A 14,675-nucleotide genomic window follows, 5' to 3' on the forward strand; every position below is an offset into this window, starting at 1 on the left:
GTGGGGTTGATCAATGGTCGACTCTGCTAACACCCAGAAAACGGATTGGTTGCTTCGGCCGGATCATCCACCCATTCGCGTGGTCAAATTTTTAGGCATGATCTCACTGCGGAGGATAATTTGGGGGCGGAGCCCAGGTGCCGGGTTGGTCGGTACGGCCAGGATACCATGGGGTAGGTGCTTGGTGGTGATTGATTACCTTGCGGCCCCAATCCACGCTAACCAAACCATAAACCGAACACCCCCCATGTCACCAATTGAACTCGTTGCCGAGAAGCAGCTGCCCCTGGAGGAGCTACTCCGCCGCCGGAACGGCTGGCGCAATTATAGCCACCGTACCGTGTTTACCAACGGCGTTTTTGACCTGATCCACCCCGGCCACCTCACCTACCTCGCCGAGGCCGCTGGCCTCGGCCAGCGCCTGATCGTGGGGGTGAACTCCGATGAGAGCGTCCGCCGCCTCAAGGGAAATTCCCGCCCCATCATGCCCCAGGCCGCCCGGATGCAACTCCTGGCCAGCCTCTTTTTTGTCGACGGCGTCATCCCCTTCGACGAAGATACCCCCCTCGATCTCATCACCACGCTCCGCCCGGACGTACTGGTTAAGGGCGGCGACTACACCGAAGAGACCATCGTGGGGGCCCCGGAAGTCCGTAGCTGGGGCGGTGACGTGCGGGTCATCCCCTTCGTGGAAGGCTACAGCAGCAGCACGATCATTGAGAAGATTCGGTCTTTGTAATTAAGCTTGTCCGCCCGGACGCGAGGTACGAGCTGGCTGGTCCGCCGAGCGGAGATAGGGGAAGTCTAAGGCTAAGGAGGGTTTCCGGAGCCGGGTTGCTCCGCAAGCCGGTCGTGCTGTATGCTAGCGAGTAGTAGTGCTAGGAAAAGACTGAAGAGAGTTTCCGGAGCCGGGTTGTTCTCCAGGCCGGTCTTTCGGCTTGGTGGGGTTTCCCGAGCCGGGTTGCTCCGCAGCCCGGTCATACCGTCTTGAAAAGGAGCATTTTTTCTGGCTGCTGATCGGCTGGTTTGGGGCGGAGGAATAGCTCGTCCGCCCAGACGCGAGGCACGAGCTGGCTGGTCGGCCGAGCGATACTCCCGGTCAGCCTCACGACCCTGCGCTTCCGCCCTGATCGGAACAGTCTGCCGTGCTGGCCCAAGCCAAACGGCTGCTGGCCCGACCCGTGGAGTCATTACCCAATTGGTCTATCGTCCGGATCAACTTTTAGGCTACACCGGCGAAAACGAGTGTCCCGACCGGAGGGGTTTGCGAGATAAGACCTTACTCGCGAGACCGGCTTGCGGAGCAAACCGGTTCCGGTGATTCGTTGCTGCCCTCAGCCATCTTTTGCCATCACCCCCTAACTCACCTCCTGCAATTCCACCAGTTTCCGGTAGGCCCCCCCCCGCTCCAGCAGGCTGGCGTGGGTGCCGCGCTCAACGATCCGGCCCTGGTCGAGGACGATGATTTCGTCGGCCTGCTGGATGGTGGAGAGCCGGTGGGCGATGACGAGGGCCGTGCGACCGGCCATGAGCTTCTGCAGGGCATCCTGCACCAGGCGTTCGGATTCGCTGTCGAGGGCGGAAGTCGCCTCGTCGAGGATCAGGATGTCGGGGTTACGCAAAACGGCCCGGGCGATGGTGATGCGTTGCCGCTGGCCACCGCTCAGTTTGGTGCCCCGGTCGCCGATGTTGGTTTGGTATCCCGCCGGAGCGGCCATGATGAAATCGTGGGCGTTGGCGATGCGCGCTGCTACTTCCACCTGCGCCTGGGAGACGTCCGGCAGACCGAAAACGATGTTGTTGTAGATCGTGTCGTTGAAGAGGATGGCTTCCTGGGAAACAATCCCGAATCTCGCTCTGAGATCCTTCAGTTGATACTCGCGGAGGTCGTGGCCGTCCAGCAGGATCTTTCCGGCGGTAGGGTCGTAGAAGCGCGGCATCAGGTCCGCAATGGTGCTTTTGCCGCCACCACTGCCCCCGGCAAGGGCGAGGATTTTCCCCTTGGGCAGCGCAAAACTCAGGTTTTGCAGTACGTCGGGCCCCTCCTCCTGGTAACGGAAGGAGACGTTCTCGAAGGTGAGTCCCGTCTGGAGCCCGGACAGGGAGCGCTGGCCGGCCCGTTCGGCGATCGGGTTGGGCGTGTCCAGCACGGCCTCCACCCGCTCCATGGCCCCCAGTCCCTTCTGGATGTTGTACCAGGCCTTGGAGAACTTCTTGGCCGGATCAATCACCGTGTAAAAGGCAAAAATGAAGGACAGGAAGGCCCCCGCGTCCATCTGCCCACTGAATACCTGCCGGCTACCGTACCACAGCAGGAGTGCCACCGTGGCGATGCCGAGGAATTCGGTGAGGGGGGAGGAAAGGTCTCTGCGCCACAGCAAGCGGGTCAGCAGCTTGCGGTAGCCATCATTGAGCTCACCGAACTTTTCCGCTTGGTATTGCTCGCCGCCGAAGCTTTTGATGATCCGGAGGCCACCGAGGCTCTCCTCCGTGCGGCCCACAATTTCGCCCAGCTTCTCCTGCACCGCACTACTGCTACGTTTCAGGCGTTTGCCGATGCCGCCGATGACCACCCCGGTGAAGATCATCAGGCCGAAAACGAAAAGCGTGAGCTGGGGACTCAGGTAGATCATCATGCCGAGGGAGCCGATCATGATGAAGGGCTCCCGGAAGACGGCCTCAAGCACGTTGAGGATGCTGGCCTCCACTTCCTGCACGTCGCCCGTGATGCGGGACAGCAGGTTGCCCTTTTTCTCTTCGGTGAAGTACCCCAGGTTAAGGCCAAGGAGGGTGCGGTAAAGATCGTCCCGCAAATCACGGATGATGCCGTTGCGCACCGGCGCCATGAAAAACAGCGCCAGGTAGCGAAACAAATTCTTGAGCAAAAATGACAGCAAAATGAATCCGCAGACGTAGGCCAGGGCCGTTTCCTTCCCGTTTTCAGCAATCCATTTGGTCACCAGATAGCCGGCGTACTGGCTCACTTCATCGGCGTTGCCGACGGAGGCCGGGGCATCCGTAACGGGCTCGGTTTGCTCGAAGAGGATATTGAAGAAGGGCTGCAACATGGGGATGCTGACCACCGTAAAGATGGCCGTCAGTACGTTACACAGGATGGCAATCACCACCAGGGAACGGTAATTTCCCATGTAGGCCAACAGGCGGCGGAAACTTCGCATGGGGCAAAGGTAGTGGTAGTTTGGTCAGTACCTAATCACGGCCCCACTGAATTCACTGCACCTGCGTCAGCCAAACCAGTCCCTCCGTTTCGGATACTGACACCATTCCGCCCTCTACTTTCCGGACAAAATGGTCGCGACGGCCGATTATTGCTCAGATTCCGGCAACCAGAATTGAAGCTGGGTTGTAGTAAGCGCATGAGCAAGATCAAGAAGTCCACCCTAACTTTTCTCAGCCAGCTGGCCCGGAACAACGACCGTAACTGGTTCCAGGAAAACAAGCCCAGGTACGAAGCCGCCCGCGATAACGTAGCCGCCTTCGCCGATGAGTTGCTGGGGAAACTGGCCCAAAGCGACGTGCTCGAGACGGAAAACGGTAAAAAATCCCTGTTCCGAATCTACCGGGACGTACGCTTCAGCAAGAATAAGGCTCCCTATAAAACGGCACTCTCCGGGCAGTTTAAACGCGACGGCAAGCTGCGCCGTGGGGGCTATTACTACCACCTGGAGCCGGGCGACTTCGTGGTGGGAGGCGGCTTCTACGGGATCGAATCCCACGACCTGAAACGCATCCGGGAGGAACTGGCGGTAGACGGTGTCCCCCTCCGGGAAATCATGGCGGACCCCGACTTCGTTCGCGTTTTCGGCTACATGCGCGGGGAGGAGCTGAAGACCGCTCCCCGGGGATACGACAAGGACCACCCCAACGTCGACCTCCTGCGCCGCAAACAATTCTACGCCTTCCGTGAGTTCACTGAAGCCGAAGTCCTCTCCGACGAATTTGTGGACCTCAGCCTCGAAGCCCTACTCACCCTGCGCCCCTTCTTCGATTATTTCAGCGACGTACTCACCACCGACGCTAACGGTGAACTCATCGTATAAATCCCTACCCGCTACCTCGCTACCCGCTACCTCGCTAAGGACCGCGATTCGTCAGACAAACTTTATATTGACTGCGTCAGAAATAAAGAATTTGTCGGACGACCGCTAAGGGAAATAGGGGGTGAACATTTTTGACTTTTAACCTACCCGCTACCCCGCTACCCCGCTACCCCGCTACCCGCTACCTCCCTACCCACTACCTCTCTACCCACTACTTCTCCCTACCTTCGCGCCATGTCAGCAACCGCTCCCTCTCTTCTCGTGGTCAGTGATTACCGCGACAGCCTCAACGCCGTTCGTCCCGAGGGCAGATGGTTCGTGGGACTGGTGCGCGATTTTGGCTACCAGGTGACGGTGATGACCCGAACCGAGGGGGCCAATTACGTGGACGAGATGCGGGCGGCGGGCGTGCGGATCATCGACTGGCATCCTTCCTCCAAATTCGGCAAGGCGGACCGACAGCGGATCCGTCGGGAACTGCGGGAAAATCACTACGATCTGCTGCACCTGTTCAACAACAAGAGTATCGTAGCGGGCATCATGGCCGCCAGCAACTGGCCGGGCAAGGTGGTTACCTACCGGGGCTATACCGGTAACGTGCACTGGTGGGACCCCTCGGCCTACACCCAGCACCTCAATCGCCGGGTGGACATGATCACCTGCGTTTCTCAGGCCGTGAAGGACAGCTTTGACCGCCTGCCCTTCTTCGACCGCAACAAAACCGTGGTGGTCGCCAAGGGGCACGATCCCGCGTGGTACGCGGAGGTAAAGGCCCTTGACCTGAACCGCGAATTTGATATTCCGGACGACCGGACGGTGATCGTCATTGTGGCCAACGCCCGCAAGATGAAGGGGATGGAATACCTCGGGTCGGCCGTCCGCAAACTCCCTCCCGATCTCGGCATTCACTTCCTCTTTGCCGGCCGTGGACTCGATACCCAGGACCTGCTGGCGGATTTTGCCGACAGCTACTACGGGCACCAGTACACCTTTGCGGGTTTTCGTACGGACGTGCTCAATCTGGTGGCCGCCGCCGACATCAGCCTGCTGCCGAGCGTGAAGGGGGAAGGGCTGAGCAAGGTATTGCTGGAGAGTATGTTTCTCGGGCGCCCGACCATCATGACGGACATCGGCGGTAACCGGGGCTTGGGGATTGACGGAGAAACGGCGCTGATCGTTCCCCCGCGGGACGAAGAAGCGTTGCGGGACGCCATCGTGCGCCTGGCGGAAGACGGGGAGCTACGGCAACGGATCGGACCGGCGGGCCGGGACTACATGACCGAGCATTACCGGGCGGACGTTACCGTAAAGCGACTGCACGAAGCCTATCAGCAGCTACTGTCCCGATAACGGACCACTAGGCTTCGCGTCCCCGGATGGCCTTCACCAATTCGATTAATTCCATCACCACGGCCAGGTAAGCTTCGTCTTCGTCCTCCCAGCGTGAAATGGGCTTGACGCCATCATCCGTGCGGGGGACCACGTTATACTTGCTGAAGTCTTCTAGTTTCCAAGTGGATGGCCGGGCGATGACGGGCAGGATGGTGATCATCCGGCTGGCGCGCTCCTCCTCAGCCCAGACCATCTCCGTATTACGGATGAACCGCGAATTCAGGAAGTCCGGGCTGACCATATAGATAATAATGTCGGCCTTGCGCAGATTGGTCTCAATGGCCGGCCGCCACTCATCCCCGCCGCGGATGTCGGAATCCGTCCAGCTGCTGATCCATCCCTTCGCCCGCAGGCTGGCCAGGGCGATGATGAGTTCGTCGACGAAGCTACGGTCTTCCCGGGCGTAGGAAATGAAGAGGTGGGCTCCCGTATCCGTTTCTTCTTCGGCGGGTGCTTCGGGTGACTCGGTTGTTTCGTCCGGAGGCGTTGGGCGCTGGCGCGCGGGTGCCGAAGATTTCTTGGATTCGGCCATGGGGGCCTGACTGGCTACCCGGCGGTAAAGTTTATTCTCGACTTCCGGAGGCAGCTCGGCCGCAGTGGTGTCCACGTTCTTCAAGTCGCGAATTGCATCGTAAGAACTCAGCCGGAGCCGGTTGATCTCCGTTTTGTAATCATTTTCTTCCACCGCCCCTAGGTGGTGGTTGCGTTCCAGGGAGTTGTACTGGGAAAGCAGGGTGATCAATTCGTGCTGCTTTGGAGCATCTTCCACCGCTAAGCGTTCCTCCAGAGCTTCCATCACCCCGTGCATGTGACCATCGCGGTGAAGTTTCAGGATGTCTTCTCTTGATTTCATCGATTACCCGAAACTTTCGATGAGGCGTTTGAGCTGGCGCACGATCTCCCGGTAGGCCCGCTCCGGTTTGGGCCATTCGTTGATGGGGGAAAGCCGACTGTCGTGGTCCGACCGGGGGATGATGTTGTAGGCCGAAAACTCCGTTTCCTTATACTCGCAGCGATCGCAGTAAATGGGCAATATCACGGCATGAGAACTGGCTTTCCTTTCCTCGGCCCAAACCCGTTCCTTTTCGGTGATGAAGGAAGAGTTGAGGAAATTTTCGCTGACCATGTAGAGGATGACGTCCGAGCTGCCAATGAATTCCTTAATGGCCGGAGTGTATTCCGGGCCGGGTAGCAGATCGGCATCGCTGACCGTTGTGATGTACTCAAGCTCCTCCAGGATGGACAAAGATTTCCGTAGTTGCTCTACGTAGGGCTGGTCCCGGCGGCTGTAGCTGATGAATACCTTGGCGTATCCCCGGATGTCGGGGGTGTTCAGGCGATTAATCCAGGTAACCATCCGTACCCGTAGGCTGGCCGGCTCCGTACTCCAGGGGGGAATGAGGCCGTTGGCTTCCTTTTCCTGCAGGGCTTTAGCTTGGGCCTGTAGCTGAATGAGGGTGGTGGAGTTACTACGGTCTTTAGGGTCAACGAATAAACTGGCTCCTTCCATCGCTCTGACCATGTCGGTTTGGGCCAGGGCAATCAATTGTTCTTTGGCGTTCATGCTATGGGTGTTGGGTACGGGACGCTAAATGTAAGCAAGAATCCATTAGCTCCGGGTAGCGGTGAGTAACGGGGTAAAATCGTTTTTTGCGTTTATATGGGAGGGTTCACTACCTTACTGGTCAAATTTTAAAAAATATCATGCGGATCAAAATTTTTCTACTGGCCCTGATGACGGGGCTTTTCTACACTTGTGGTGACACGGCACCCGCGGAGGCGGAGACCGAAACCGGAGACGCTGCGATGACGGCCGAAGCGGAAATGCCCAACGATGGATGGACGGCCCTTTTCAATGGCGAAGACCTCTCCGGCTGGCACGGTTACGGGCAGGACACCGTGGGGGCGGCCTGGAAAGTCGACGACGGGGCCATCTACCTGGACGTCACCGACAAAGACGGCTGGCAATCGAACCAGGGCGGTGACATCGTCACCGACGAAAGCTACGCCAACTACGAACTCGAACTCGAGTGGAAGATCGGAGAGTGCGGCAACAGCGGCGTCATTTACAATGTGCTCGAAACGGAAGAGTTTGCCTATCCGTGGCTCACGGGCCCCGAGATGCAGGTGCTGGACAATACCTGTCACCCCGACGCCAAGATTGAAACCCACCGGGCCGGCGACCTCTACGACATGATCGCCTGCTCCGAAGAAACCGTGAAGCCCGCCGGCGAATGGAATCAGGTGCGCCTCGTCGTCACCGACGGTAAGGTCGAACACTGGCTCAACGGCACGAAAGTTGTCGAATACCCCAACAAGGGCGAGGAGTGGGCCGCGATGATTGCCGACTCAAAATTTAAGGACTTCGGCTCCTTCGGTTCGTCTACCTCTGGAAAGATCAGTCTGCAGGACCACGGAGACCCGGTATGGTACCGGAACATCCGAATCCGTGAACTGAGTAAATAAGGGCATCCTTTGCCTTTCTTGCAGCACCTCTTCCCCCAATTCGTTTTTAACCACAACTAAACGCTTAAAGTAATGTCAAGCTCTTCCTCTGCCGCACCGGCTGGTGTTCCCGCCAATCGTGACCGGCTATTCCTCGCCAGTTGTGTGGCGCTGATTGTTACCTCAATGACCTTTGCCATCCGGGCCGGTATTCTCGGAGACCTCTCGGTGGAGTTCGGTCTGTCCGACTCCCAACTGGGCTGGGTAAATTCCATGGCCTTTTACGGTTTCCCCCTGGCCATGCTGATCGGCGGGGCCATCTACAATCAGGTAGGCCCCCGCAACCTGATGTGGATTGCCTTCATCAGCCACATCCTCGGCCTGGTGCTGACCATGACGGCCGGTGGCTTCTGGGGACTGATTATTTCGACCTTCTTCATTGGATTTGCCAACGGTTCCGTGGAAGCAGCCTGTAACCCGCTCATTGCGGACATGTACCCGGATAAGCAAACCGAGATGCTGAATAAGTTCCACGTATGGTTCCCCGGCGGTATCGTGATCGGGTCCCTGGTGACTTTTGCGCTGGGTGATAGCGTATCCTGGCAGGTCCTCATCGCCACGATGCTGATTCCTACGGCGATCTACGGCATCCTCATTTTCGGCCAGAAATTCCCCAAGACGGAGAACATCGTCGGAGACACCAAGACCAACCTCAGCGGAGTATTTTCCGGGCTGTTCATCGTCGTTGCGCTGCTGATGACCATGACCGCCACCACCGAATTCGGCGCTACCCAGTGGGTAGAGCGCATCCTGGGTAATGCGGGGGCCAACGCCATGATCCTGCTGGCCATGACGGCGGGCATTATGGCTACGGGACGCTTCTTTGCCGGCCCGCTGGTGCACCGACTCAATCCCGTTGGCGTCCTGATCGGTTCCGCCGTGCTGGCCTGCCTGGGCCTCTTTATGCTCAGTCAGGTTACCGGCCCCATGGTCTACCTCGGTACGGCCGTATTCGCTCTGGGCATCTGTTACTTCTGGCCCACCATGCTGGGCTTCACGGCGGAATACATTCCCAAGTCCGGGGCCCTCGGACTTTCCCTCATCGGTGGTGCCGGGATGCTCGGCGCCGGCATCTGGAACCCCATCATTGGCGGCTGGATTGACTCCGGACGGGAAGAAGCCCTCGCCATGGGACTCTCCGGTGAAGCCGCCGAACTGGCCACCGGGCAGGCAACGCTGGGCTCCATCGCCTACTTCCCCGCCATCCTGATCGTTTGCTTCATCGCACTCTACTTCTACATGCGTAACCGGCCGAAAGTGTCGGCCGCCGACGTCATCCTCGACGCCGACGTGATGGCCACCCCGGGCTCCGCCCGCTAACGGACCGCACGAATGTGGAGCCCCTTCTTCCGCCGGAAGAAGGGGCTTCTTTTTTTCCCAAATGTTAAAAGTCCATCCCATCAGACGACCGTCGTAGGCGCGAACGCTATTTCCTCATGGTATTACGTGGAGGCTTGGTTTGTTTCTTCCTGGTTTTGTGGTTGCTCCCCCTTTCGGCGCAGGAATTTGTGGCGGGGCTTTCCCTGGGCGTCGGCCGAAGCTGGGAGGTGGAGCGCTTCCCCCCGAATCAGTTTCCGGACCCCAACGACGCCATCATCGGAGGGAGTGGATTCGAGCTGGGTACCGTGATCGGGTACCGACTGGATAACTTTCTGATCAGTGGGCGACCCACGCTGATGCTGCAAAACACCGCGGCTCAGCTTCGCCCCTCAGACGGGATGCCCCTGGGGTCACGGGAGTCCATTTATCCCGTGGCCGCGCTCCTGCCGTTACGGGTAGACTACACCTTCGGGGAACAACGTTTCCGGCCCAGCCTCGGTCTCGGCGGCGGGTTCCTGATCAACGTGGCCCGGGAAGAGCTGCGGTCCGGACTGGTCCCCGAGCCCGTGCTTCCCTACCTGGAGGTGAGCGTGGGGGTGGAATACGCCTGGAGCGGTTTCCGGATTCGTCCCGAAATCCACGTACGCAACAGCACCGGACCAATATTCAGTGGTGGGGAATCCGCCATCAACGAACGGCTTCAGTACCACCGCTGGGGCTACGTCGCCATCGGCATCGTGGTGACCAACTAGGAAGGACCGAGTGTCTATCTTTAAGCCATGCAATTAGGTGTGATCATCTTCTTTTTACCGGAACGGGGCTATGGGTACCTCCGACTGGAAGGCACGCGGGAAGAGTTCCATTTCCGAACCCGGAACGTGCGGAGCCCCTCCCTTAAAAAGGGGGATCTGGTGCGCTTCTACCTCCGGCAGGACCGGGGCGGGTATTACGCCGATGAGGTTAGGCTGGCGGGGATGGGATAAGGAATTTCTTTTGGCGGCGGTCCCGAGTTCCGTAACTCATCGGAGTCGTTGATTTTCAAAAATTGCGACGGCGCGCAGGTGCAAGGTATTTGGATAGGGGGTAGTGGGTAGTACGGTAATGGGGATGAATCTCTGACAAGAATCGGTGAGGTTTTGAAAAGGGGGAACGGCAAAAAACAACGGTAGAAATGAGGATCTCTTAGCATCCGCGAAGCGGTCCTGCGAGCGTCCGGTTGGGTCAGGGGGTAGTACGGAAATGGGTAAAACAGTAGTTAGGTTAGCCATGTGGCTTCTGAAAAGCATTTTGACTGCCGAATAAAGTTCGAATTGTTGAATATTTATATTTTTTGACACGAAACGTGGTCCAACCTTATTATCTTTGATCCGTTGCAAGATGTGGCTCTGATAACTGGATTCGGGGCCGGAAAGAAAAAGTATGCCCTCCGCAAAATCCGCCGCTAAGAAAAAGTCCCCGGCCACCGGGAAGACCGCTGCACCTGCGTCCGCGCCCGAATTGCCCCACGCCGAACGGTTCATCTCCGTTACCGGGGCCAAGGAGCACAACCTTAAGGACATCAGCGTCGAGCTTCCCCGCAACCAGCTGGTCGTGATTACGGGACTGAGTGGGAGCGGGAAATCCAGCCTGGCCTTCGACACGATTTACGCCGAGGGGCAACGGCGCTACATGGAGACCTTCAGTAGCTACGCCCGGCAGTTTATGGGCACCATGGAGCGACCCGACGTGGAGCAGATCACGGGGCTCAGTCCGGTGATCTCCATCGAACAGAAGACCACCAATCGCAGTCCCCGTTCCACGGTGGGCACGGTAACCGAGATTTACGATTTTCTGCGACTGCTCTACGCGCGAGCGGGCACGGCCTACAGCTACGTGAGCGGCAAACCCATGTTGCGCTACACGGAAGAGCAGATGCTCGACCAGATCGCCAACCAGTACGCGGGCAAGAAAATAATTGTCCTGGCCCCCCTCGTGCGGGGGCGGAAGGGGCACTACCGGGAACTGTTCGAGCAGATGCGCAAGCAGGGCTACACCAAGATGCGGGTGGACGGAGAAATCCAGGACCTCACGGAAGGGATGCAGGTGAGCCGGTTCAAAATTCACGACATCGAGCTGGTCGTCGATCGCATCAAAATGAGCGAGGACCGGCGGGACCGGCTGAGTCAAAGCCTGCAGACCGCCCTGAAAATGAGCGACGGGTTAATCTTCATTCAGGACATGGAAAGTGGGGAAGTAGCGCCCTTTTCCAAAAACCTGATGGACGCCGAAAACGGCATCAGCTACGAAGAACCCAGTCCGAATACCTTCAGCTTCAATTCGCCCTACGGCTACTGCCCAACCTGCAAGGGATTGGGGAAGGTGAACGCTCCGGACATCGATAAGGTGATCCCGGACCGCAGCAAAAGCATCAGTAAGGGTGGCCTGGCACCCCTGGGGGAAAGTCGGGACAATACGACCTTTACTCAGATCAAGAAGATGGCCCGGACGTATAAGTTCAAGTTGTCCGAGCCCATTGAGAACATCGCCGAAGAATCCCTCAACGTCATTCTTTACGGCAAGCGGGAGAAGGGACGAAAGAAGAAGAGTAAGTACGACCGGATTGCCCACGACATGGTCTGGGACGTGGAGAAGAACGGCCTGATGAACATGCTCAGCCGCTGGTACGAGGAGACGACCAGCGAGCGCATCCGGCAGTGGGCGGAAGAATTCATGACCATCGATGAGTGCCCCGAATGTGAGGGCGCCCGCCTGCGCAAAGAGGCCCGGCATTACAAGATCAAGGACAAGACGATCAGCGACCTGGCGCAGATGGACCTGAACGAGCTGGGCGAGTGGATGGAAACCGCCGAGGAGGGGATGGACGAAAGGACGACCCTGATCGCGACCGACATTCTGAAGGAAATCCGCTTCCGCCTGCGTTTCCTGTTGCACGTAGGGCTGGGCTACCTGAGCCTCGACCGGCCGGGCCGGTCGCTTTCCGGCGGGGAGGCCCAGCGCATCCGGCTGGCTACGCAGATCGGCAGTCAGTTAACCGGCATCACCTACATCCTTGACGAACCCTCCATCGGACTGCACCAGCGCGACAATCAGCGGCTCATCAGTGCCCTGCGGGAACTGACGGATATCGGCAACACCGTCCTGGTGGTGGAGCACGACAAGGACATCATGATGGCCAGTGACTACCTGCTGGACCTGGGGCCCGGGGCCGGAGTTCGTGGGGGTGCGGTCGTTACCGCGGGCCCCCCAAAGGTTTTTCTGCAGAAGAAAAATGCGGGGAGCATTACCAGTGACTACCTGGCGGGGCGCCGTGAAATTGCGGTGCCCGAAACCCGGCGGAAGGGTAGTGGTAAATTCCTGGAATTACGGGGCGCCAGCGGAAATAATCTGAAGGACATCAACATCAAGGTTCCACTGGGGACTTTCACTTTGGTGACCGGGGTGAGTGGGTCCGGCAAGTCGACGCTGATCAATGAGACCCTCTATCCCATTCTTCGGCAACACTTCTACAAGAGCCTGAAGCGTCCCATGCCCTACAAGAAAATCAAGGGGCTGGAGCACGTGGACAAGGTGATCGACATTGACCAGTCGCCCATCGGGCGGACGCCGCGGTCGAATCCCGCTACCTACACCGGTGTCTTTACCGATATCCGGGCCCTGTTTACGGAGCTTCCGGAGGCGAAAATCCGGGGGTACAAACCCGGTCGCTTCAGCTTCAACGTCAAGGGCGGGCGCTGTGAGACCTGTAAGGGTTCCGGCTACCGCACCATTGAGATGAACTTCCTGCCGGACGTAGACGTGGAATGCGAAACCTGCCAGGGACAACGCTATAACCGGGAGACCCTCGAAATCCTGTATAAGGGCAAATCCATTACCGACGTGCTCAATATGTCGGTGGCCGAGGCTTGTGAATTCTTTCAGCCGATCCCCAAGATTTACCGCCGCCTGAAGACGCTGGCGGACGTTGGCCTGGGCTACATCACCCTGGGGCAGCGGGCCACCACCCTGTCGGGCGGAGAGGCCCAACGCGTAAAGCTGGCCGAAGAACTCAGTAAGCGGGCCACCGGGCAAACCGTCTACATTCTTGATGAACCCACGACGGGACTACACTTTGAAGACATCCAGTACCTGCTCAAGGTACTGCAGGGACTGGTCGACAAGGGCAATACCGTCATCGTGATTGAACACACCATGGACGTGATCAAAGTAGCGGATTACATCATCGATATGGGGCCGGAAGGGGGCCGGGGAGGAGGTACCGTGGTGGCCAAGGGCACGCCCGAACAGGTCGCCAAAGTGAAGGAAAGCCATACCGGACGCTTCCTGAAGGAAGAACTGAAATAGAAAGAGTTATCACGGAGTGTGGGAAAATCAATACTCCCATACGACACCCGGACCGGATCCTGCCCAACAGGCGGAATCGGTGTTGGACAATTGTCCTTCAAGGGGGGGGGGCTGAAAAATGTCGGGTAGCCCCTGAACGGGTACCCGAGCTTGTGGTAGGCAGGCGTTCGTTGATTACCCAAACAGCAGGGCAATCAGCAAAAGCATCAGGAAAATGTATTTCATAGTTCTTGGGATAAGCGCTAAGGCAGTATGTTCAGGGTTCGTTCAGGTCGAATAATCAGGCAGGTTGTCACAAGGTAGGGTTCTTCCGTGGAGTTCCAAACCCAGGCGCGTTTTCTCTGAGTTAATTATTTTCAAGCAAGTATCCATTCAAGCGGATGAATCTTACCCCTAAGTGGGAGGAAAGGGGCGTCCACAAAAGCTACCACCGTGAAAAAACCTGCTTCCGTTGCGGCTTACCTGGCCGAAGCCCCCGATCACTGGCGCCCACAGCTAATCAAAATACGGGAGATCATGCTTTCCTTCGACGACCTGGAGGAAGCCATCAAGTGGGCCTTTCCGGTGTACAGCCTGGGGAAAAAGAACGTGGCCGGTCTTTTTCACACCAAGCAGTACGTCGGGGTGTGGTTCATGCAGGGTGCTTTGCTCCCCGATCCCAACGAACGTTTGGTGAACGCCAGTCCGGGGAAGACGGTCTCGCAACGTCAGCTCCGATTCGGTCCTGGAGAAGCGGTGGACGAAGAGCTGGTCCGGACTTTTATGGCTCAGGCCGTAGAAAACCAGGCCATGGGCCTGAAAATGAAGCCCGCTCCCGCCCCGGAGGTGCCGATGCCAGCGGAACTCAGGGAGGCGCTGGCCAGCCAACCCGCCCTGGCGGCGGCCTACGAAAAACTAACGCCCGGTCGGCAACGGGACTACTGCGAATACATCGGCTCGGCCAAACGCGCGGCCACCCGCGCCTCCCGTCTGGAGAAGTCCCTCGGACTCATCGCGGAGGGAAAGGGGCTGAACGATCAGTACCGTAAGTAAAGGCAGTATTAAGCCTACCGCTTA

12 protein-coding genes are annotated in these 14,675 nt (G+C 58.2%); 9 read left to right on the top strand and 3 right to left on the bottom strand.

Annotation, left to right across the window (positions count from 1 at the left end; genetic code table 11):
* Window positions 1–247 precede the first annotated feature (247 nt).
* A complete protein-coding gene (gene rfaE2, locus E1J53_RS01010; protein WP_134270114.1) occupies window positions 248–739 on the top strand; it encodes a D-glycero-beta-D-manno-heptose 1-phosphate adenylyltransferase in 492 nt (163 codons plus the stop codon).
* A gap of 619 nt (window positions 740–1,358) precedes the next feature.
* Here rfaE2 and E1J53_RS01015 read toward each other — a convergent pair.
* Window positions 1,359–3,179 (bottom strand): ABC transporter ATP-binding protein, encoded by a 1,821-nt coding sequence (locus E1J53_RS01015; RefSeq protein ID WP_134270115.1) that lies wholly within the window; start codon window positions 3,177–3,179, stop codon window positions 1,359–1,361.
* A 198-nt stretch (window positions 3,180–3,377) separates the two neighbouring features.
* On the opposite strand from E1J53_RS01015, the gene E1J53_RS01020 reads away from it, so the two are divergent.
* Together E1J53_RS01020 and E1J53_RS01025 are read left to right on the top strand one after the other, a co-directional pair.
* The gene (locus E1J53_RS01020) at window positions 3,378–4,061 is read left to right on the top strand and encodes a DUF2461 domain-containing protein (RefSeq protein WP_134270116.1); all 684 of its coding nucleotides are present in this window, start codon (window positions 3,378–3,380) and stop codon (window positions 4,059–4,061) included.
* A 234-nt stretch (window positions 4,062–4,295) separates the two neighbouring features.
* On the top strand, window positions 4,296–5,411 hold the full coding sequence (locus E1J53_RS01025) for a glycosyltransferase family 4 protein (RefSeq protein WP_134270117.1): 1,116 nt from the start codon (window positions 4,296–4,298) through the stop codon (window positions 5,409–5,411).
* A 7-nt stretch (window positions 5,412–5,418) separates the two neighbouring features.
* Here the strand turns inward: E1J53_RS01025 and E1J53_RS01030 are convergent, their stop codons facing one another.
* Window positions 5,419–6,306, bottom strand: coding sequence for a TIR domain-containing protein (locus E1J53_RS01030; RefSeq protein ID WP_134270118.1), 888 nt, complete (start codon window positions 6,304–6,306; stop codon window positions 5,419–5,421).
* 3 nt (window positions 6,307–6,309) lie between these two features.
* Window positions 6,310–7,017 (bottom strand): toll/interleukin-1 receptor domain-containing protein, encoded by a 708-nt coding sequence (locus E1J53_RS01035; protein WP_134270119.1) that lies wholly within the window; start codon window positions 7,015–7,017, stop codon window positions 6,310–6,312.
* Window positions 7,018–7,157: 140 nt separating this feature from the next.
* Between E1J53_RS01035 and E1J53_RS01040 the strand changes: the two genes are divergently transcribed.
* The 6 genes from E1J53_RS01040 (at window position 7,158) to E1J53_RS01065 (ending at window position 14,651) form a co-directional block, all read left to right on the top strand.
* A complete protein-coding gene (locus E1J53_RS01040) occupies window positions 7,158–7,919 on the top strand; it encodes a DUF1080 domain-containing protein (protein WP_134270120.1) in 762 nt (253 codons plus the stop codon).
* Window positions 7,920–7,991: 72 nt separating this feature from the next.
* Entirely contained in the window at window positions 7,992–9,278 is a 1,287-nt protein-coding gene (locus E1J53_RS01045; protein WP_134270121.1) for a sugar MFS transporter, read from the top strand.
* A gap of 116 nt (window positions 9,279–9,394) precedes the next feature.
* Complete coding sequence (locus E1J53_RS01050) at window positions 9,395–10,030, top strand: hypothetical protein (RefSeq protein ID WP_134270122.1); 636 nt, start codon at window positions 9,395–9,397, stop codon at window positions 10,028–10,030.
* Window positions 10,031–10,057: 27 nt separating this feature from the next.
* Window positions 10,058–10,261, top strand: a complete 204-nt coding sequence (locus E1J53_RS01055; RefSeq protein ID WP_134270123.1) for a cold shock domain-containing protein — start codon at window positions 10,058–10,060, stop codon at window positions 10,259–10,261.
* 436 nt (window positions 10,262–10,697) lie between these two features.
* A complete protein-coding gene (uvrA, locus tag E1J53_RS01060) occupies window positions 10,698–13,619 on the top strand; it encodes an excinuclease ABC subunit UvrA (protein ID WP_134270124.1) in 2,922 nt (973 codons plus the stop codon).
* 432 nt (window positions 13,620–14,051) lie between these two features.
* Window positions 14,052–14,651, top strand: a complete 600-nt coding sequence (locus E1J53_RS01065; protein ID WP_134270125.1) for a YdeI/OmpD-associated family protein — start codon at window positions 14,052–14,054, stop codon at window positions 14,649–14,651.
* Window positions 14,652–14,675 lie beyond the last annotated feature (24 nt).

The organism is Lewinella sp. W8, from assembly GCF_004375085.3.
Classification (GTDB): domain Bacteria; phylum Bacteroidota; class Bacteroidia; order Chitinophagales; family Saprospiraceae; genus Neolewinella.